This window comes from Nonomuraea spiralis (assembly GCF_014648435.1).
GTDB lineage: Bacteria > Actinomycetota > Actinomycetes > Streptosporangiales > Streptosporangiaceae > Nonomuraea > Nonomuraea spiralis.
In genome coordinates this window covers 92,719-109,687 of record NZ_BMRC01000009.1, presented here as the reverse complement: position 1 = coordinate 109,687, position 16,969 = coordinate 92,719, and the positions used below count along the sequence as shown (strand labels likewise).

15 protein-coding genes are annotated in these 16,969 nt (G+C 71.8%); 11 read left to right on the top strand and 4 right to left on the bottom strand.

Annotated features, from left to right (window positions below; all coding sequences use genetic code 11):
- Positions 1 to 10: 10 nt before the first annotated feature.
- Positions 11 to 562: a phosphotransferase gene (locus tag IEZ27_RS55015; RefSeq protein ID WP_268246078.1), complete on the bottom strand. Its 552-nt coding sequence runs from the start codon at positions 560 to 562 to the stop codon at positions 11 to 13.
- Positions 563 to 690: 128 nt separating this feature from the next.
- Here IEZ27_RS55015 and IEZ27_RS23295 point away from each other — a divergent pair, with 128 nt between their 5' ends.
- From IEZ27_RS23295 to mgtA, 9 genes are all read left to right on the top strand, one after another.
- The gene (locus IEZ27_RS23295; RefSeq protein ID WP_125636119.1) at positions 691 to 1,530 is read left to right on the top strand and encodes an SAM-dependent methyltransferase; all 840 of its coding nucleotides are present in this window, start codon (positions 691 to 693) and stop codon (positions 1,528 to 1,530) included.
- Positions 1,531 to 1,855: 325 nt separating this feature from the next.
- A complete protein-coding gene (locus IEZ27_RS23290; RefSeq protein WP_189649177.1) occupies positions 1,856 to 2,185 on the top strand; it encodes a PadR family transcriptional regulator in 330 nt (109 codons plus the stop codon).
- A gap of 2 nt (positions 2,186 to 2,187) precedes the next feature.
- Entirely contained in the window at positions 2,188 to 2,601 is a 414-nt protein-coding gene (locus IEZ27_RS23285) for a DUF1048 domain-containing protein (RefSeq protein ID WP_189649176.1), read from the top strand.
- Positions 2,601 to 3,401: an ABC transporter ATP-binding protein gene (locus tag IEZ27_RS23280; protein ID WP_189649175.1), complete on the top strand. Its 801-nt coding sequence runs from the start codon at positions 2,601 to 2,603 to the stop codon at positions 3,399 to 3,401. The genes IEZ27_RS23285 and IEZ27_RS23280 overlap by 1 nt, the downstream gene beginning before the upstream one ends.
- Positions 3,401 to 4,162 (top strand): ABC transporter permease, encoded by a 762-nt coding sequence (locus tag IEZ27_RS23275; RefSeq protein ID WP_189649174.1) that lies wholly within the window; start codon positions 3,401 to 3,403, stop codon positions 4,160 to 4,162. The genes IEZ27_RS23280 and IEZ27_RS23275 overlap by 1 nt, the downstream gene beginning before the upstream one ends.
- A gap of 51 nt (positions 4,163 to 4,213) precedes the next feature.
- Complete coding sequence (locus tag IEZ27_RS23270) at positions 4,214 to 5,431, top strand: cytochrome P450 (protein WP_189649173.1); 1,218 nt, start codon at positions 4,214 to 4,216, stop codon at positions 5,429 to 5,431.
- Entirely contained in the window at positions 5,428 to 6,039 is a 612-nt protein-coding gene (locus tag IEZ27_RS23265; protein WP_189649172.1) for a DUF1707 SHOCT-like domain-containing protein, read from the top strand. Before IEZ27_RS23270 ends, IEZ27_RS23265 begins: the two co-directional genes overlap by 4 nt.
- A 303-nt stretch (positions 6,040 to 6,342) precedes the next feature.
- Positions 6,343 to 9,504, top strand: a complete 3,162-nt coding sequence (locus IEZ27_RS23260) for an amidohydrolase family protein (RefSeq protein ID WP_189649171.1) — start codon at positions 6,343 to 6,345, stop codon at positions 9,502 to 9,504.
- A gap of 132 nt (positions 9,505 to 9,636) precedes the next feature.
- On the top strand, positions 9,637 to 12,339 hold the full coding sequence (gene mgtA, locus IEZ27_RS23255; RefSeq protein ID WP_189649170.1) for a magnesium-translocating P-type ATPase: 2,703 nt from the start codon (positions 9,637 to 9,639) through the stop codon (positions 12,337 to 12,339).
- Here mgtA and IEZ27_RS23250 read toward each other — a convergent pair.
- On the bottom strand, positions 12,296 to 13,171 hold the full coding sequence (locus tag IEZ27_RS23250) for a universal stress protein (protein WP_189649169.1): 876 nt from the start codon (positions 13,169 to 13,171) through the stop codon (positions 12,296 to 12,298). The two genes, mgtA and IEZ27_RS23250, sit on opposite strands and share 44 nt — an antisense overlap.
- A 168-nt stretch (positions 13,172 to 13,339) precedes the next feature.
- Here IEZ27_RS23250 and IEZ27_RS23245 point away from each other — a divergent pair, with 168 nt between their 5' ends.
- Entirely contained in the window at positions 13,340 to 14,245 is a 906-nt protein-coding gene (locus tag IEZ27_RS23245) for a universal stress protein (RefSeq protein WP_189649168.1), read from the top strand.
- A gap of 29 nt (positions 14,246 to 14,274) precedes the next feature.
- Positions 14,275 to 15,117 carry a universal stress protein gene (locus IEZ27_RS23240; RefSeq protein ID WP_189649167.1) on the top strand — a complete coding sequence of 281 codons (843 nt, stop codon included), beginning with the start codon at positions 14,275 to 14,277 and terminating at the stop codon, positions 15,115 to 15,117.
- A 19-nt stretch (positions 15,118 to 15,136) separates the two neighbouring features.
- Here the strand turns inward: IEZ27_RS23240 and IEZ27_RS23235 are convergent, their stop codons facing one another.
- Positions 15,137 to 15,847, bottom strand: a complete 711-nt coding sequence (locus tag IEZ27_RS23235; protein ID WP_189649166.1) for a universal stress protein — start codon at positions 15,845 to 15,847, stop codon at positions 15,137 to 15,139.
- Positions 15,848 to 15,910: 63 nt separating this feature from the next.
- On the bottom strand, positions 15,911 to 16,753 hold the full coding sequence (locus tag IEZ27_RS23230; RefSeq protein ID WP_229824255.1) for a hemerythrin domain-containing protein: 843 nt from the start codon (positions 16,751 to 16,753) through the stop codon (positions 15,911 to 15,913).
- Positions 16,754 to 16,969 lie beyond the last annotated feature (216 nt).

Below are 16,969 nucleotides of genomic sequence, written 5' to 3'. Positions count from 1 at the left end.
GGCCAGATCCTTACCTGTGAAGTGAAAGCGCCACATACTCCACCTGTCGTCCAGAACAAATGTCAACAAGCAGTATCGGCTCGCCTGACCGCCTGGACCACCCCGGGCGCGACCGGTCAGCGGCGGGCCGTTTCGGTGAGGCGGCGCAGCGCGGCGTGGGCGGGCGGGCCCCAGGTGGGCTTGCCGCCCGGACGGCCGCGTACGTCGGCCGCCGTGCCGCGCGTGACGGGGCCCGGTCGGCGGGCTCGCCGGGCACCCAGGTGGTGACGATCCAGGGGCGCGGGTAGCGCGCGGAGGGCTCGCCGAGGCGCTGCGGGACGGGCACCGGCAGCGGAAGGCCCGGCGCGAGGGCGGGCAGCCAGGTGTGCTCCTTGCGCAGCAGCGCGTCCGCGTCCCGCGTCGCCCAGGGCATCCGTACGGCGAGGTCGTCGCCGAGCCTCCAGAGCTGGTTGTCCCAGCCGCGCGCGCCGAGCCGCACGGGGTGATCGGCCAGGTCGGGGTGCTGGTCGCGGAGCAGATCCCGGACCAGCCGGGCATTGATCTCGATCTCGGCGTGAGTCATGCGGAGCAACGATAACCGTACGGCGTCCGTCCGCCCGTCCGGGCCGTGTCCGAGGATGGAGGCGGAGGTTGATGTTCCAGGTGCGATTCGCCAGATCTCGACGCCTAAATCCCGATAACGTAGGGCATATGGCGGTTGATCAACACGGAGGTGCGGGGGTGGCCGAGGACCGGCAGGTCGATCTCAAGACGAACGTGCCGCACTCGGCGCGCGTCTACGACTACCTCCTCGGAGGCAAGGACAACTTCCAGGCCGACCGCACGGCCGCCGAGGACGTCATCAAGATCGCCCCGTACATGCCGACGTCCGTACGAGCCAACCGCGACTTCATGGTCAGGGTGACCCGCTACCTGGCGGCCGAGCGCGGCGTCGACCAGTTCATCGACATCGGCACCGGGCTGCCCACCTCGCCCAACCTGCACGAGGTGGCCCAGCAGGCCGATCCGGCCGCGCGCATCATCTACGTGGACAACGACCCGCTCGTCCTCGTGCACGCCCGCGCCCTGCTGACCAGCTCGCCGGAGGGCAGGACCCGCTACATCCAGGCCGACCTGAACGACCCGGACGCCATCATCGACTCGCCCGAGGTCCGCGACACCTTCGACTTCGCCCGTCCCGTCGCGCTGTGCCTGATCGCCGTGGTGCACTTCATCCCCGACGAGGACGACGTCCGCGCGATCATCGAACGCCTGATGAAGCCGCTGCCCGCGGGCAGCTTCCTGGCCCTTTCCACCATCACGCTCGACAGCGCGCCCGGCAAGCTGGTGAGCGAGGCCGTGGCCCAGTACAACCGCCGCGGCATCATGTCCAAGGCCCGCACCCGGGCGCAGATCGAGGAATTCTTCGACGGGTTCCGGCTGATCGAGCCGGGTGTGGTGCCGGTGCACCACTGGCGGCCGGACGAGCAGTTGTTCCCCGTGGAGGACTCCATGGTCTCGATGTACGGCGGACTGGCCGTCAAGGACTGACCGACTCCCCCACCCGCAGAGCCTCGTACCGAGCGACGAGCCGCGTCCTGACAACCGTCGCGGCCGTGGCAGCGCCGTGTCAGCACGGCGACAGCCCCATGTCAGCGCGACCGTCGATGGTTGACGCATGAACAGTTCAGCGATCGCGGCGCCCGGCGCCGCCGGCGGCTCCCCCGCGCCCACGTCGGCGCGCCCGAGGACCGCCCCCCGCCTCCTCTGAGTGACCGCAACCCCCTCGCTATTCACCGTTGCTAAGTACCAGTAGTCAGTGTTACTTTGTACCAGTAGTCAGCAACACCGAGTAGTAGCTCAAGGGGGGTGTTCCGTGGGCAAGCAGCTGACGGAGATGCTCAAGGGAACGCTGGAGGGCATCGTCCTGGCGATCCTGTCCGGCCGGCCCGCGTACGGCTATGAGATCACGGCGTGGCTGCGCGAGCGAGGCTTCTCCGACATCGCCGAGGGCACCGTCTACGCGCTACTGGTCCGGATCGAGCAGCGCGGATTCGTCGACGTGCGGAAGGTCCCGTCCGAGAAGGGTCCGCCGCGCAAGGTGTACTCCCTGAACACTCAGGGACGGGCGTACCTCGACGAGTTCTGGAGGAACTGGAGCTTCCTGGCCGAAAGGCTCGAACAGCTCCGCGAAGGAGGCGAGTAGACATGACCCCAGAGGCGAACGAGCCGAAGAGCCGCTACCTGCAGTACCTGGAGATCGTCACCGGGCCGCTGGAGGACAAGAGGCGCTACCGGCAGTACAAGGCACGAATCAAGCAACTTCCCGAGAACTACCGCACGGCGGCCGACGCGCTGGAGCGCTACCTGATGCTCCTCGGCCCGGCCGACGGCGCCGGCGCGATGGCGATGTACGAGGACCTCGCCGAACTGTTCGAACAGAGCGTGGCCGACGGCACCCCGGTCCGCGACATCTTCGGCGCGGACCCCGTGGAGTTCGTCGAGGCGTTCGTGGCCAACTACCCGGTCGGACAGTGGCGGGCCAAGGAGCGCAACCGCTTCACCAGCGCCATCGACCGCGCCGCCGGCGAAGACCCAGCAAGACGAGAAGGGACAGTGTGATGACGGCACAGCGTGCCCAGGTGATCCGGGTCCAGGGCCTGGAGAAGTCGTACAAGGAGCTGCGCGTGCTGCGCGGCGTGGACTTCGACGTGGCGCGGGGCAGCATCTTCGCCCTGCTCGGCTCGAACGGCGCGGGCAAGACCACGCTGGTGAAGATCCTGTCCACGCTGCTCAAGGCCGACGCCGGGACCGCCAGCGTCAACGGCCTGGACGTCGCCGGGCAGGCGGCGGACGTACGGGCGTCCATCAGCCTGACCGGGCAGTTCGCCGCCGTGGACGAGATCCTCAGCGGGCGGGAGAACCTCATGCTGGTCGCCCGGTTGCGCCACCTCAAGGACCCCGGCCGGATCGCCGACGACCTGCTCGCCCGGTTCTCGCTGACCGACGCGGGCGGGCGGAAGGCGGCGACGTACTCGGGCGGCATGCGCCGCCGCCTCGACATCGCGATGAGCCTCATCGGCGACCCGCCGGTCATCTTCCTCGACGAGCCCACGACCGGCCTCGACCCCCAGGCGCGCATCGAGGTGTGGCAGGCCGTCAAGGAGCTCGCCGCCCAGGGCACGACGGTGCTGCTCACCACGCAGTACCTGGACGAGGCCGAACAACTCGCCGACCGGATCGCGATCCTCCACGAGGGCCGGATCATCGTCAACGGCACCCTCGCCGAACTCAAGCAACTGCTCCCGCCCGCCAAGGTCGAGTACGTCGAGAAGCAGCCGACCCTGGAGGACGTCTTCCTCACGCTCGTCGGCGCCAACGGCGGCGACGCGGCGCCGGCACGAACGAATCAGGAACGATGATGAGCAAGCACTTCCTCGCCGACACCACCACCCTGCTCGGACGATCCCTGCGGCACATCAGCCGCAGCGTGGACACCATCGTCACAACCGCGGTCATGCCGATCGCCATGATGCTGATGTTCGTCTACGTCTTCGGCGGCGCGATCAAGACCGGGGCGGACTCGTACGTGAACTACCTGCTGCCCGGCATCCTGCTCATCACGGTCGCCTCGGGCATCGCCTACACCGCGTTCCGGCTGTTCACCGACATGAAGGGCGGCATCTTCGAGCGCTTCCAGTCCATGCCGATCGCGCGCTCGGCGGTGTTGTGGGCGCACGTGCTGACCTCGCTGATCGCCAACCTGATCTCGCTCGCGGTCGTCGTGCTCGTCGCCCTGCTGATGGGCTTCCGCTCGTCGGCGGGAGTGCTGGGGTGGTTGTCGGTCGCGGGCATCCTGACCCTGTTCACCCTGGCGCTGACCTGGATCGCCGTCATCCCCGGCCTGACGGCCAAGACCATGGAGGGCGCGAGCGCGTTCTCCTACCCGCTCATCTTCCTGCCGTTCCTCAGCTCGGCGTTCGTGCCCACCGACACCATGCCCACCGTGGTGCGCGTCTTCGCCGAGAACCAGCCGGTGACCTCGATCGTCAACGCCATCCGCGCCCTGTTCACCGAGCAGCCCATCGGCAACGACATCTGGATCGCCCTCGCCTGGTGCGTCGGCATCCTCGTCGTCGCGTACGCCTTCGCCATGAACACCTACCGCCGCAAGATCTCCTAGCCGGTACGGGTCCGATCCCCCGGCAAACCCCTTCGCGAGACAAGGAAGATCATGACTGAGTCCGTTCACACCGTCACCCCGATGCCGACGGCACGTGAGTCCGGCTGCCCCTTCGACCCGCCCAAGGGCCTGGTCGAGGCCCGCGAGCACGGCCCGATCAGCCGCTTCCCCTTCCCCAGCGGGCACCAGGGCTGGCTGGTCACCGGCTACGACCTGGCCCGGTCGATCCTGGCCGACCCGAGGTTCAGCTCGCGCAAGGAACTCATGCGCCACCACCCGCTGATCGACTACGGCGACATCGAGGTCCCGCCGGCACCGCCCGGCGAGTTCCTCCTCATGGACGACCCGCAGCACAGCCGCTACCGCAAGCCGCTGGTCGGCAAGTTCACCGTACGCCGGATGCGCCTGCTCACCGAGCGGGTCGAGCAGGTGACGGCCGCCCACCTGGACGCCATGGAGAAGGCCGGACCGGGCGCCGACCTGGTGACCGCGTTCGCCAAGCCCATCCCGGCCGTCATCATCTGCGAGCTGTTGGGCGTGCCGTACGAGGACCGGGGCTTCTTCCAGGAGAACATCGACAAGTTCCTCGGCGGCGAGGTGGGCGACGAGGAGCTGATCGCGGCCTACCTCGCGACCCAGCGCTACCTCGCGGAGCTCGTGGCCGCCAAGCGCGCCGCCCCGACCGACGACGTGCTCAGCGACCTGCTCGACAGCGACCTGACCGACGAGGAGTTGCAGGGCATGGCCCTGATCCTGCTGTCGGCCGGGTTCGACACCACCGCCAACATGCTGGCGCTGGGCACGTTCGCGCTGTTGCAGAACCCGGACCAGCTCGCCGCGCTGCGCGCCGAGCCCGAGCTGATCGACCAGGCGGTCGAGGAGCTGCTGCGGTACCTCAGCGTCGCCAAGCAGTTCCACCGGGTCGCGCTGGAGGACGTCGAGCTGGGCGGCCACACCATCACCGCCGGTTCGACGGTCATCCTGTCCCTCAACACCGCCAACCGCGACCCCGAACGTTTCCCCGACCCCCACACGCTCGACCTGCGCCGGCAGGACGGCGGCCACCTGGCCTTCAGCCACGGCATCCACCAGTGCCTGGGCCAGCAGCTCGCCCGCGTCGAGATGCGCGTCGCGTTCCCCGCGCTGATCGCCCGCTTCCCGTCGTTGCGCCTGGCCGTACCGGCCGGGGAGGTCGCCCTGCGCCCCGAGACCGCCGACATCTACGGGGTCAAGAGCCTCCCGGTCACCTGGGACCAGGACCTCCGTTGACCACGCGGGCGTCCGGGGGGCAGGGCCCCGGCAGGCGCGCCGTACCCGCCCTGCGCGCGTCCGACGAGGACCGCGACCGGGTCGCCGAGCTGCTGCGCACCGCCGTCGTGGACGGCCGGCTCGACCCGGTCGAGTTCGACGAGCGGCTGGGCGCGGCGCTGACCGCCCGCACCCTGGACGCGCTGGCCCCGCTCACCGCCGACCTGATCGCCGCGCCGGCCGGCGGCGCACCAGCGCGACCGGCCGCCGAACTGCTCACCATCAAGGAACGGCACGGCTCGGTGCACCGCGCCGGCCGGTGGACGCTGCCGCGCCGGCTGGCGGTGCGCACCGCGTGGTGCGAGGTGACCCTGGACCTGACGGGCGCGGTGCGCACCGCGCCCGAGCTGGTCATCGAGCTGCGGGTACGCGGCGGCGACGTGGCCCTGATCCTCGCACCGGGAATGACCGTGGACGCCGGCGACCTCTCGGTACGGCACGGCGCCCTGGCGATCGACAGGGACCCGCGCGACACCACACCCGGGACCCTGCATGTCCGTCTGACAGGCCGCATGCGGCACGCCCGGCTCGACGCCCGGTGGCACCCGGTGGCAACGCAAGGGCGGTAGGCACCGGACGCCGCAGGGTGAAAACGGTTCGGCGGCTCTTGACCAATTCTTCCGGCGGACGTATGCACATTCTTGTGCACGTATGCGGGGCGAACAGGTCCCGCTGGCCTCGATGAGCGTATGAGCCGCAGGCAGGCAGGTGGCGGCGATGGTCAACCGGAAGAGCTCCCGGCCGATAACGTAATCCGCCGCGGACCAGGAATCGTGTGTCATCACATCCAGCCGTTCGCCGACGTCGTTCTCCAAATGGCGGCGGCTCGATGACTATCTGACCATGCGTGAATATTGGAGTGAAATCCCCCGATGTCTCACTCACCGGTTCCCCCCGGCGGATTCGCCTCCCGCCCGTCCCGCCGGACCGTCCTGGCGGGTGGCGGCGCCGCCCTCGCCGCCATGCTCGCCCCGCCCCCGCCCGCGAGGGCCGGCACGGCGGGGAGCACGGACCGGACGCCCGTCGCCTCCGGCACCGACTTCGGCGTCGCGCCCTCGCCCGACGGCCGCCTGCTCGCCTTCGACCTGCTCGGCGTCCTGTGGGTCTGCTCCGCCTCCGGGGGCACCGCCCGCAGGCTCACCAGCGACCTGTACGACATCGCCCAGCCCGACTGGTCCCCGGACGGCTCCACGATCGTGTTCCAGTCCTACCGCGACGGCGTCTTCAACCTGTGGACGATCCGCCCCGACGGGTCCGCGATCAAGCAGTTGACCACCGGCCCGTACGATCACCGGGAGCCCCGCCACAGCCCGGACGGGCGTACCATCGCCTACTCCTCCGACGCCGGGGGCAGCTACGGCATCCACCTTCTCGACGTCGCCACCGGAGCGACCCACGTCCTGACCGAGACCTCCGCCGAGGAGTACGAGCCGGCCTGGTCGCCCGACGGCAGCAAGATCGCGTTCGTCGTCGCCGACACCAGGATCGACGTCGTCGAGGTCGCCACCGGCGCGCGCCGCACCGCGGTCACGGTGCCCGCCGGTCAGGTGATCCACCAGCCGTCCTGGTTGCCGAACGGCACCGACCTCGCCTACCACCACTTCCGTTCGGGCGCCAACGACCTGGCCGGCACCGCGGGCCCCCTCGTCACCGGCGAGGAGGTCTTCCCGTTCCGCGCCCGCTTCGCCGCCGACGGACGGTATTTCTACACCTCCGCGGGCACCATCAAGGTCCGCCGACTCGGCTCCGCGTCCGTCGGCACGATCGGCTTCACCGCCGCCCTGACGACGACGACCCCGGCGTACGAGAAGAAGGTGCGCGTGTTCGACGCGCCCGGGTCGTTCCCCGTCGTCGGGATCGGCAGCCCGGCCGTGTCCCCGGACGGGTCCGCCATCGCCTTCCGCGCCCTCAACGACATCTACCTGATGCGCGACGGCGGCACCCCGGAACCGCTCTTCCGCGACCGCTGGTGGAAGGCCGACCCGGACTTCTCCCCGGACGGGCGGCGGCTGGCGTTCGTCACCGACCGCACCGGGACCCTCAACGTCTGGGTGCGCGACCTGGCCACCGGCGCCGACCGCCAGGTGACCCGGCTGACCGACTCCGCCGCCCTGTCGGTCCGGTGGTCCCCTGACGGGAAGGAGATCGCCTACCTGGACCAGGACGGCGCCCTGTGGGTCGTGGACGTCGCCACCGGCGACCTGCGGAAGATCTTCGACGCCACCTTCGAGCCGGGCCGCCCGACCTGGTCGCCCGACGGCAGGACCCTCGCGCTGGCCGCGGTGGTGCCGTACTCGCGGCGCTACCGCGAGGGGCTGTCGAAGATCCTGCTCGTCGACCGGGCCACGGGCGCCGGCACGTACGTCGATCCAGCGCCCCACCGTTCCCTGCAGACCCGCGGTGACGACGGCCCCGTCTGGTCGCCCGACGGCACCATGCTCGCCTTCGCCATGGAGTCGGTCCTGTGGGTCCTGCCCGTCGACCGGTCCGGACGGCCCACCGGCAGCGCCCGCCAGGTCACCCGGGACGTCTCCGACGCGCCCGTCTGGGCAGGCGGCTCGTCCGCCCTCCTCCACCTGAACGAGGGACGCCTCAGGATCGCGCGCCTCGACGGCAAACCCGCCCGGTCGATCCCGGTACGGCTGACCTGGCGCAACGACCCCGGCCCCGATCAGCTCGTCATCCACGCCGGTCGTATGTGGGACGGCGTCTCCGGCGGCGTCCTCCGCGACGTCGACATCGTCGTACGAGGCCAGCGCATCGCCGCGATCGAACCGCACCGGGAGGGAAGGCCCGGCACGCGGATCGACGCCCGCGACAGGTTCGTCATGCCGGGGCTGATCGACATCCACCACCACCGCGAGATGCAGGGCTACGCCTACGGCTCGCGGCAGGGTCCGCTGTGGCTCGCCCTGGGCGTCACGACGACGCGTTCACCCGGCTCGCCCGCGTACCACATGGTCGAGGAGCGGGAGTCGGTGCAGTCGGGCGCCCGGCTGGCGCCGCGCTACCTGGGCACCGGCGAGGCCGTCGACGGGGCGCGCATCTACTACAACTTCATGCGCCCGACGTACTCCCACGACCAGTTGCGGCTCGAACTGCGGCGGGCCGCCGCCCTCGACTACGACCTGATGAAGTGTTACGTACGGCTGCCGGTCGCCTGGCACAAGGAGGTCATCGACTGGGCCCACCGCCAGGGCAAACCGGTCAGCTCGCACTACCACTACCCGGCGATCGCCATGGGCGGCGACCAGACCGAGCACGTCGGCGCCACCAACCGGTTCGGCTACTCCCGCACCGTCACGAACGTCGGCTCCGCCTACTCCGACGTCATCTCCATGTTCAACGCCGCGAAGATGGCCAGGACGCCCACGCTGTTCAACTCCTCGACCCTCTACCGGGAGGACACCTCGCTGGTCACCGACGAACGGGTCCGCCGTCTCTACCCGAACTGGCGCACGGCGGCGCTCCAGGCGACGGTCACCGCGGCGCGGACCGCCGACCCGGCGGCGGTCCAGGTGGTCCGGACGAACCTCGCCAACCAGGTCGCGCAGCTCACGGCGATGATCCGGGGTGGCGGCGTGGTCACCGCCGGCACCGACGCGCCCATCGATCACCTCGGGATCAGCCTGCACATGAACCTGCGCGCCATGGTCAAGTACGGCCTGACCCCACGGGAGACGCTCACCGCCGCGACCAGCACGTCCGGGGCGTACCTCGGTCTCCCGCTGGGCCGGATCGCCAAGGGCATGTACGCCGACCTGGCCCTCATCGACGGCGACCCGCTGTCCCGCATCGAGGACGCCGCCAACGTCACCGCCGTCGTCGTCGGCGGGCGACACCACACCGTCGAGCAGCTTCTCGCGCCGTACCCGTCCGCCACCACCACCGACCAGGCCGAGTCCACGGCCGCCGCTCCGGCTTCCGGCAGGGTCAGGGAGCGCGTCCCCGTCCACCCGAGCACGGCGGCCCACTGGTGGAACGACCCCGTCCAGCTGGAGAGCGCCCGGACGTCCTGCTGCCACGGCCACTGAACGCGCGACACGTCGCGGCCACCTGGGTAGAGGTGAGGACGGGGATGCGAGCAGGCGACGGTCCGGCTGGTCCTCGGTACCGGAGCAGACCGAGCGGGGAGGCCGGGACGTGCGACGCCTCGGGCGAGCGGTGTGACCGGCGAGGACGCGCTGGACGTCACGGTCGCGGCCGGGCTGCCCGCCGCCGCCGTGACGGCCCGGCTGGACAGCGGGGACGGCGGCCTGAGCCAGGCCGAGGCCGAACGCCGCCTGTCCACGGTGGGGCCCAACTCCCTGCGCACCCACAAGGCCCGGCGGCTGGCGGTGCTGGTCCGCCAGCTCCGCTCGCCCCTGCTGATCCTGCTGGCCGTCACCGCCGCCGCCTCGTTCTTCCTCGGCGAGTCGTCGGACGCGCTGATCATCGGCGTGATCCTGACGGCGTCCGTCGGACTGGGCTTCTTCAACGAATACCGTGCGGAACGGGCCGCCGAGGCGCTGCACACCCAGATCCGGCACCGCTGCCTGGTACGGCGTGACGACCGGCCGCGCCTGGTCGACGTGGTCACGCTGGTGCCGGGCGACGTGGTCGTGCTGCGGCTGGGGGATGTCGTACCGGCCGATCTGCGGCTGGTCTCGACGGCGGGGCTGGAGTGCGAGGAGTCGGTGCTGACCGGTGAGTCGCTGCCCGTCGCCAAGACCCCCGAGGCCGTCGGCCCGGACCCGGCGCTGGCCGAGTTGTCCAGTTGCGCGCTGATGGGCACGGTGGTGCACGCCGGGTCCGGCACGGGCGTGGTGGTGGCCACCGGGGGACGCACCGAGTTCGGGCGCATCGCGCTGCAACTCGGCGAACGCCATCCGGAGACCGAGTTCCAGATCGGTCTGCGTGACTTCTCCATGCTGCTGGTCCGCGTGGCCGCCGCGCTCACCGCCGCGATCTTCGTCATCAACCTCGTCCTGCACCGCCCGGTGCTGGACGCGCTGCTGTTCTCGCTGGCGATCGCCGTGGGCATCTCCCCCCAGTTGCTGCCCGCCGTGGTCTCGACCAGCCTGGCGGCGGGCACCCGCCGGCTGGCGCAGCACAAGGTGCTGGTCAAACGGCTGGTCTGCATCGAGGACCTGGGGGACGTCGACCTGCTGTTCACCGACAAGACCGGAACCCTGACCGAGGGACGCATCAGCTTCGTACGCTCACTCGGCCCGGACGGCCACCCCGCCGACCACGTGCTGGAACTCGGCCTGCTGTGCAACGAGGCCGTCGTGGACCAGCCCGCGGACCAGCCCGCCGACCAGCCCGCCGGTCACGACGGCGGGCCGGGCCGCGCGGCGAGCGGCAATCCGCTGGACGTCGCCCTGTGGGACGCCCCGGCCGCCGCCTCGCTCCGGACCGGCCTGGCCCGCTTCCGCCGCCTGGCCGTCGTGCCCTTCGACCACGAACGGCGGGCCGCCTCGGTGCTGGTCGAGGACGGCGAAGGCCGGCTGGTCGTCACCAAGGGCGCTCCCGAGGCCGTGCTGGAGCGCTGCACCGCCGTCACCGACGAGGCCAGGGCCGTGCTGGACGCCGAGTTCGCCGCGGGCAACCGCGTGGTCGCGGTGGCCACCCGGCGGTTGTCCGGCGCGGCCGCCCTTCAGACCACCCTGACCCCCGCCGACGAACACGACCTCACCTTCGAGGGCCTGCTGGTCTTCCTCGACCCGCCCAAGGCCGGCGCCTCGCACGCGCTGGAACGCCTGGCCCGGCTGGGCGTCACCGTCAAGGTGCTCACCGGGGACAACCCGGCGGTCGCCGCCAAGTTGTGCGCCGATCTCGGCCTGCCGGGCGGGCGCGTACTGACCGGGCGGGACGTGGAGGCCGCCGACGACGTCCGGTTGGCCGCCCTCATCGAGCAGGCCACCGTGTTCGCCCGGGTCAGCCCGGAGCACAAGGCGCGCATCGTGCGGACCCAGCGGCGCGGCGGCCTGGACGTGGCCTTCCTGGGCGACGGCGTCAACGACGCGCTCGCGCTGCACGCCGCCGACGTGGGCATCTCCGTCGAGGCGGCCACCGACGTCGCCAAGGACGCCGCCGACGTGCTGCTGCTGGAGAAGAACCTCGACATCCTGGCCGACGGCGTCACCCAGGGCCGGCAGATCTTCGCCAACACGATGAAGTACGTCCTGATGGGCACCTCCAGCAACTTCGGCAACATGTTCTCCGCCGCCGCGGCGTCGGCCTTCCTGCCCTTCCTGCCGATGTTGCCCTCCCAGATCCTGCTCAACAACCTGCTCTACGACTCCAGCCAACTGGCCATCCCCACCGACCACGTCGACGCCGAGCAACTGCGGCGGCCCTCCCGCTGGGACGTGTCGTTGATCCGGCGGTTCATGTTGTTCTTCGGCCCGATCAGCTCGGTGTTCGACTTCGTCACGTTCGGGGTGATGCTCGGTGTCTTCCACGCCGGGCCGCCGTTGTTCCGCACCGGCTGGTTCGTGGAGTCCCTCGCCACGCAGGTCCTGGTGGTCTTCGCCATCCGGACCAGGCGGGTGCCCTTCCTCCGCAGCCGTCCGAGCCTGCCGCTGCTGCTGGCGGCACTCGGCGTGGTGGCCGTCGGCGCGGTCATCCCCGTGACGCCGCTCGCCCCCGTTCTGGGGTTCCAGCCGCTGCCCGGGCCCTTCTTCCTCGCGCTGGCGCTGATGGTGGTCGCCTATCTGGCCCTCATCGAGCTCGGCAAACGCCGGTTCTACCGGGCCGTTCCGGCGCGTCTGCCGGGTGGGAGGCGCAGCCCCGCCCACCGTACGCACCGCAGGGCCCACCGCTTCACCACGCGCGGCGCGCTCACCCCGGGCCGGACCGCCCTGCGGCGTCTCGTCCGTCGATGACCGGGCCGCGCGGCCGGACCACCGCCACCGGGCAGTGCGCGTGGTGCAGGACGCCGTGGCTCACCGAGCCGAGCACCGCGGAGGAGAAGCCGCCCAGGCCGCGCGAACCGAGCACGACGAGGTCCGCCATCGCCGACGCCTCGGTGAGAGCGGCCACGGGATGGCCGTGCACCTGCTCGTCGGTGATCACGATGTCGGGGTTCGCCCCGCGCCAGGGGGTCACCCGCGCGCGGGCCATCCGCTGCTCCTCCTCGTACGAGTCGGCCAGCAGCCGGCTGTAGGCCGCCCAGTACGGCGAGACCACCGGCGGCTGCCAGGCGTAGACCACGTGCAGGCGGGCGGAGCGCGTACGGGCCTGCTCGACGGCGTACGCCATGGCCGCCTGCGAGCCTTCTGAGCCGTCGTGGCCGACCACGACCAGGCCGTGCCGGGCGTCGGCGGCGCCCCGGACGATCACGACGGTGCCGGCCGCGTGCCCCGCCACGGCCATGCCCACCGAGCCGAGCACCATGCCGGCGAATCCCCCCATGCCCCTGCTGCCCAGCACCAGGCTGTCGGCGGCGGCGGACTCGTCCGCGAGCGCCTCGATCACGTTGCCGGCCAGCAGTTCGGCGCTCACCTCGACGTCCCCGCCCAGCTCGCGGGCCCGCGCGGCGGCGGCCTCCAGCGCGCCCGCGCAGTACCGCGATCCCTCCACGCCCTGGGACCACTGCTCGCACACGTGCACGATCCGCAGCGGCAGCCCTCTGCGCCGGGCGTCGGCGGCGGCCCATTCCACGGCGGCGGTCGAGGACGGGGATCCGTCCACGCCGGCCACGATCCGGCGGCGCATCGATCCCCTCCTTCACCCACGGACTCCCTCGGCGTTCCCCTTCCCGAAGCAGACAAGAAGACACAAACAGGAAAGGGCAAGAGTTTCCTCCTCTGTGGGGCTCGTCTGTACGACGGCGGGAAGGCTCATCATCGGAGGACCCGGACAATTCCTCTTCCGGAGGCGGCAGTGAGCCATCAACAAGCCGGCCGGCCCGTACTCGTCGGCTACGACGACTCCCCCGCGAGCCGGCACGCGCTGCACTGGGCGGTCGCGGACGCCCGGCTGCGAGGGGCGCCCCTGCTCGTCTGCCACGCCCTGCACTGGCCGTACGCCCCCAGGCCCGTCGCCCAGGAGATCATCGAGCAGCTCGAACCGCTCGCCCTCGGCATCGTGGACGAGGGCCTGCGCCGGGCCAGAGAGCTCGCCCCGGACCTGGACGTCCAGCCGCTCCTGGGCAGGGGGACACCCTCGGCGGTGCTCCTGGAGGCCGCGCGCGAGGCGGAGCTGACCGTGCTCGGATCTCGCGGGCAGGGCGGGTTCGACGGCCTCCAGGTGGGCTCGGCCGCCGTGCAGGTGCCCGCGCACAGCGTCACCCCCGTGGTCGTCGTACGGCCGCCCGTCCAGTCGTCCGCGGGCCAGGACGTCCGGATCGTGGTCGGCCTCGACGGCTCGCCCGCCAGCCTGGCCGCCTTCGACTTCGCCCTGGACGAGGCCGCGCTGCGCGGGGGCGTCGTGACGGCACTGTGCTGCTGGGCGGACTGCGGATCGTCCACCTGGCAGGAACCGCTTCCCTTCGTGGACTCCCACGCGCTGCGCAGAGGCGCGGAGACCCGCTTCCGCGAAGTCGTCTCCCACCTGGCCGGCCGGTGCCCCGAGGTGACGGTGATCACCGAGTTCGTCACCGAACGCCCCCAGCGCGTACTGCTCGGCGCGACCAGGGACGCCACGCTCCTCGTGCTCGGCAACCGGGGCAACGAGGCGCCTCCCTGCCTGCTCCTCGGGCCGGTGACCCAGGCCGCCCTGCTCGAGTCCTGGTGCCCGGTCGCGGTGGCCCCCGCCGCCGTACTGAACCCACGGCTGCCCCCGGGATGATCGTCGGCGAGCAGAGGGAGACGAGACAGATGGCCGGACCGATCATCGCGTGCGTGGACGGATCCCCGCCTTCGGTGGCGGCGGTGGAGTGGGCCGCGTCGGACGCCCGCAGGCGCTCGCTGGAGCTGCGCCTGGTGCACGTGTGCGAGCAGTGGGCACGCGACTCCGGATCGGTCCAGTACTGCTCGGGGATGCTGGACGCGGCGGCGGACCGGGCGCGCGGCCTCGCACCCGGGATCGAGGTCGTCACGGAGATGTTGCCCGGACAGGTGGTCGGCGACCTGATACGGGAGTCCGCCCAGGCCGACAGCCTCGTCCTGGGCAGCAGAGGATTGGGCGGCTTCGCCGGGATGGTGCTCGGCTCCACGAGCCTGGCGCTGGCCGGGCACGCCCCGGTGCCGGTCGTCGTCGTCCGCGAGGCCTCCACGGTACGGCACGGCAGGATCGTGGTCGGGTACGACGGACACCACTCCCAGGCGGCCATGGAGTACGCCGTGACGCAGGCACGGGCCCAGGACGCCGAGCTCCTGGTGCTCCACGCCTGGCAGCCCCCGATATTGTCCTCGTACGCGGCCGCCTACAGCGTCCTCACCGAGGACTTCAAGGAGAAGGCGAACGCCGTCCTCCAGGAGGTGATGCCCTGGAAGGAGCGGAACCCGGACGTGCGGATCGTGGACGACGAACGCTGCGACCACCCGGTCTCCGCCCTCAGGAACGCCTCCTCCACGGCCGACCTGGTCGTGGTGGGCTCGCGCGGGCTGGGCGGGTTCGCCTCCGCGGTGCTGGGCTCGGTCAGCCACGGCGTGCTGCACCACGCGGCGTGCCCGGTGGCCGTGGTTCCTCCCCAGAAGGCCGCCCATCGTTCCGGGTGAGACCGCGCAGTGGCCGGGGTCAGGCGCCCGCTCCCGGCACGACCGCCACGGGACCGGGCGCGTGCTGCGTGAGGGAATCCGCGATGCCGGACCGCGCGCCGCGCGACCGTCCGACGACGACGAGGGTGGCCGGCTCGTGGGCGTCGTGCGGCCGTACGTCGACCTCGGGACGGCGGGCCGCCCACTCGGTCAGGTCGGCCGAGGCGGCGAGGGGGAGCCGGCGCATCGCCGCCTCGGCGAACGCGAACTCGATCACGGCCGCGTCCGGCTCCCGCTCGGCCAGCACGATCGGCCCCGGCCGCGCGGCCTGGGGCAGCGGCCCCGGCCCGCGTACGACGATCACCGGGCAGCCGGCGTGGGCGGCGACGTACCCGGCCACCGAGCCGACCACCGCCCTGGGCAGCGCGCTCAGCCCCCGGGAACCGACCACGACGAGCGTGGCGCCGCCGGACAGCTCGACGAGACGCTGGGCGGCGGGGCCCTCGTACAGGCCGGTCTCCACCTGGACGACCGAGCCGGTGGAACGGGCGCACTCGGCGCCGTGCCACAGGACGTGCTCCGCCGCCCTGCGCAGATGGGCCTTGGCCTCCTCCTCCGCCTCGCCGTACGGCCATTGCCAGGCGTGGACGAGGGTCAGCGGCAGGTGTCTGAGCTCGGCCTCGTCGAGCGCCCAGTCCAGGGCCTGCATCGAGAAGTCCGAGCCGTCGTAGCCGAGCACGATGTGGTCCATGTCAGCGGTCCCTTCGGGTCGCCCGTCGGAGTGCCGCCCTGGAGCGTCGGCGTCCGGCCGGGGTCAGACGCGGGGTGTGAACTGGTTCAGGTCGTAGATGCCGAGCGTGCGTTCGATGTCGGCCACCTGCCCGACGACGCCCTCGAAGCCGGCCGCGCCGAACCGGCGATGCTCCTCCTCCTCGAACGTCTCGGCCAGCTCGGTGAACTCCTTCGGCGGGATCACCTCCCGCATGGCGGGGAAGACCACGGTGTCCTCGCGGGCTTCGTGGGGCTCGTACATGCGGACGAAGGCGGCCAGGTCGGCGGTGAGGCCGCGCCGGGCCTGCTGGGAAGTGGGCCTGACGGTCGCCCGCAGGATGCGGGCGGTCAGGACGCGCCCACGCTGGTGCTGCAGGACCAGGACGGGGACGAGGTCGGTCAGCTTGCCGGCCTTGACCAGGCGCGGGAAGACGTAACGCTCTTCGAGCCGCTCGTGGTACTGCTCGATGAAGGTGCTGATGATGCCGGCCCCGGCGTGCAGGGCCGCCGCGGGCACCTGCTCGCCCGCGTCGATCCGCCGGACGCCTTCCCGGTAGATCAGCAGGACACGCTTGAGGACGCCGTGCTCGCGCATGAGATCTTCCGGAGGCGTGACCGGCACCTCCCGCACCGCTCCGGGGCTGGAAGCGGGCGCGGGCGTCACGGCGCTGGGGGCGGGCGTCGCGGCGCTGGGGGCGGGCGTCGCGGCGCTGGGGGCGGGCGTCGCGGCGCCGCGGGCCTGGTCCGGGTCGGCGCCGCGGGCCTGGTCCGGGTCGGCGCAGGCGGTCAGGAGTGCCGAGCCGCAGGCCAGGGCGGCCGGCAGGCTCAGCAGCTCGCGGCGGGGCAGGCCCGGTGTCGCGCGGGCCTCCCGTGCTTCGTCCCTCATCGTCAGCCCCCGGTCCCCGAGCCGTCCGACGCGGGCCGGGGCCGGACCGCGTCCTCCCAGGGTGCTGCCCGTCTCCCGGCGATCCGACGCGATAGCACGGGTAATGCTTGAGCCGCCCTTACGCGCGACGCCGCCTTCGCCGCCCGGCGCCGCGCCCGGACGTGGCGGCTGGTCCTGGAGGAGGCCGGGCGGCCGGTCCCCGAGCCGCTGTCCGGC

Bases quoted from the DNA above. Each gene is read 5' to 3' on its own strand.
- IEZ27_RS55015 (WP_268246078.1), bottom strand. From the start codon at position 562: ATGACTCACGCCGAGATCGAGATCAATGCCCGGCTGGTCCGGGATCTG.
- IEZ27_RS23295 (WP_125636119.1), top strand. From the start codon at position 691: ATGGCGGTTGATCAACACGGAGGTGCGGGGGTGGCCGAGGACCGGCAG.
- IEZ27_RS23285 (WP_189649176.1), top strand. From the start codon at position 2,188: ATGACCCCAGAGGCGAACGAGCCGAAGAGCCGCTACCTGCAGTACCTG.
- IEZ27_RS23280 (WP_189649175.1), top strand. From the start codon at position 2,601: ATGACGGCACAGCGTGCCCAGGTGATCCGGGTCCAGGGCCTGGAGAAG.
- IEZ27_RS23275 (WP_189649174.1), top strand. From the start codon at position 3,401: ATGAGCAAGCACTTCCTCGCCGACACCACCACCCTGCTCGGACGATCC.
- IEZ27_RS23270 (WP_189649173.1), top strand. From the start codon at position 4,214: ATGACTGAGTCCGTTCACACCGTCACCCCGATGCCGACGGCACGTGAG.
- IEZ27_RS23260 (WP_189649171.1), top strand. From the start codon at position 6,343: ATGTCTCACTCACCGGTTCCCCCCGGCGGATTCGCCTCCCGCCCGTCC.
- IEZ27_RS23250 (WP_189649169.1), bottom strand. From the start codon at position 13,171: ATGCGCCGCCGGATCGTGGCCGGCGTGGACGGATCCCCGTCCTCGACC.
- IEZ27_RS23240 (WP_189649167.1), top strand. From the start codon at position 14,275: ATGGCCGGACCGATCATCGCGTGCGTGGACGGATCCCCGCCTTCGGTG.
- IEZ27_RS23235 (WP_189649166.1), bottom strand. From the start codon at position 15,847: ATGGACCACATCGTGCTCGGCTACGACGGCTCGGACTTCTCGATGCAG.
- IEZ27_RS23230 (WP_229824255.1), bottom strand. From the start codon at position 16,753: ATGAGGGACGAAGCACGGGAGGCCCGCGCGACACCGGGCCTGCCCCGC.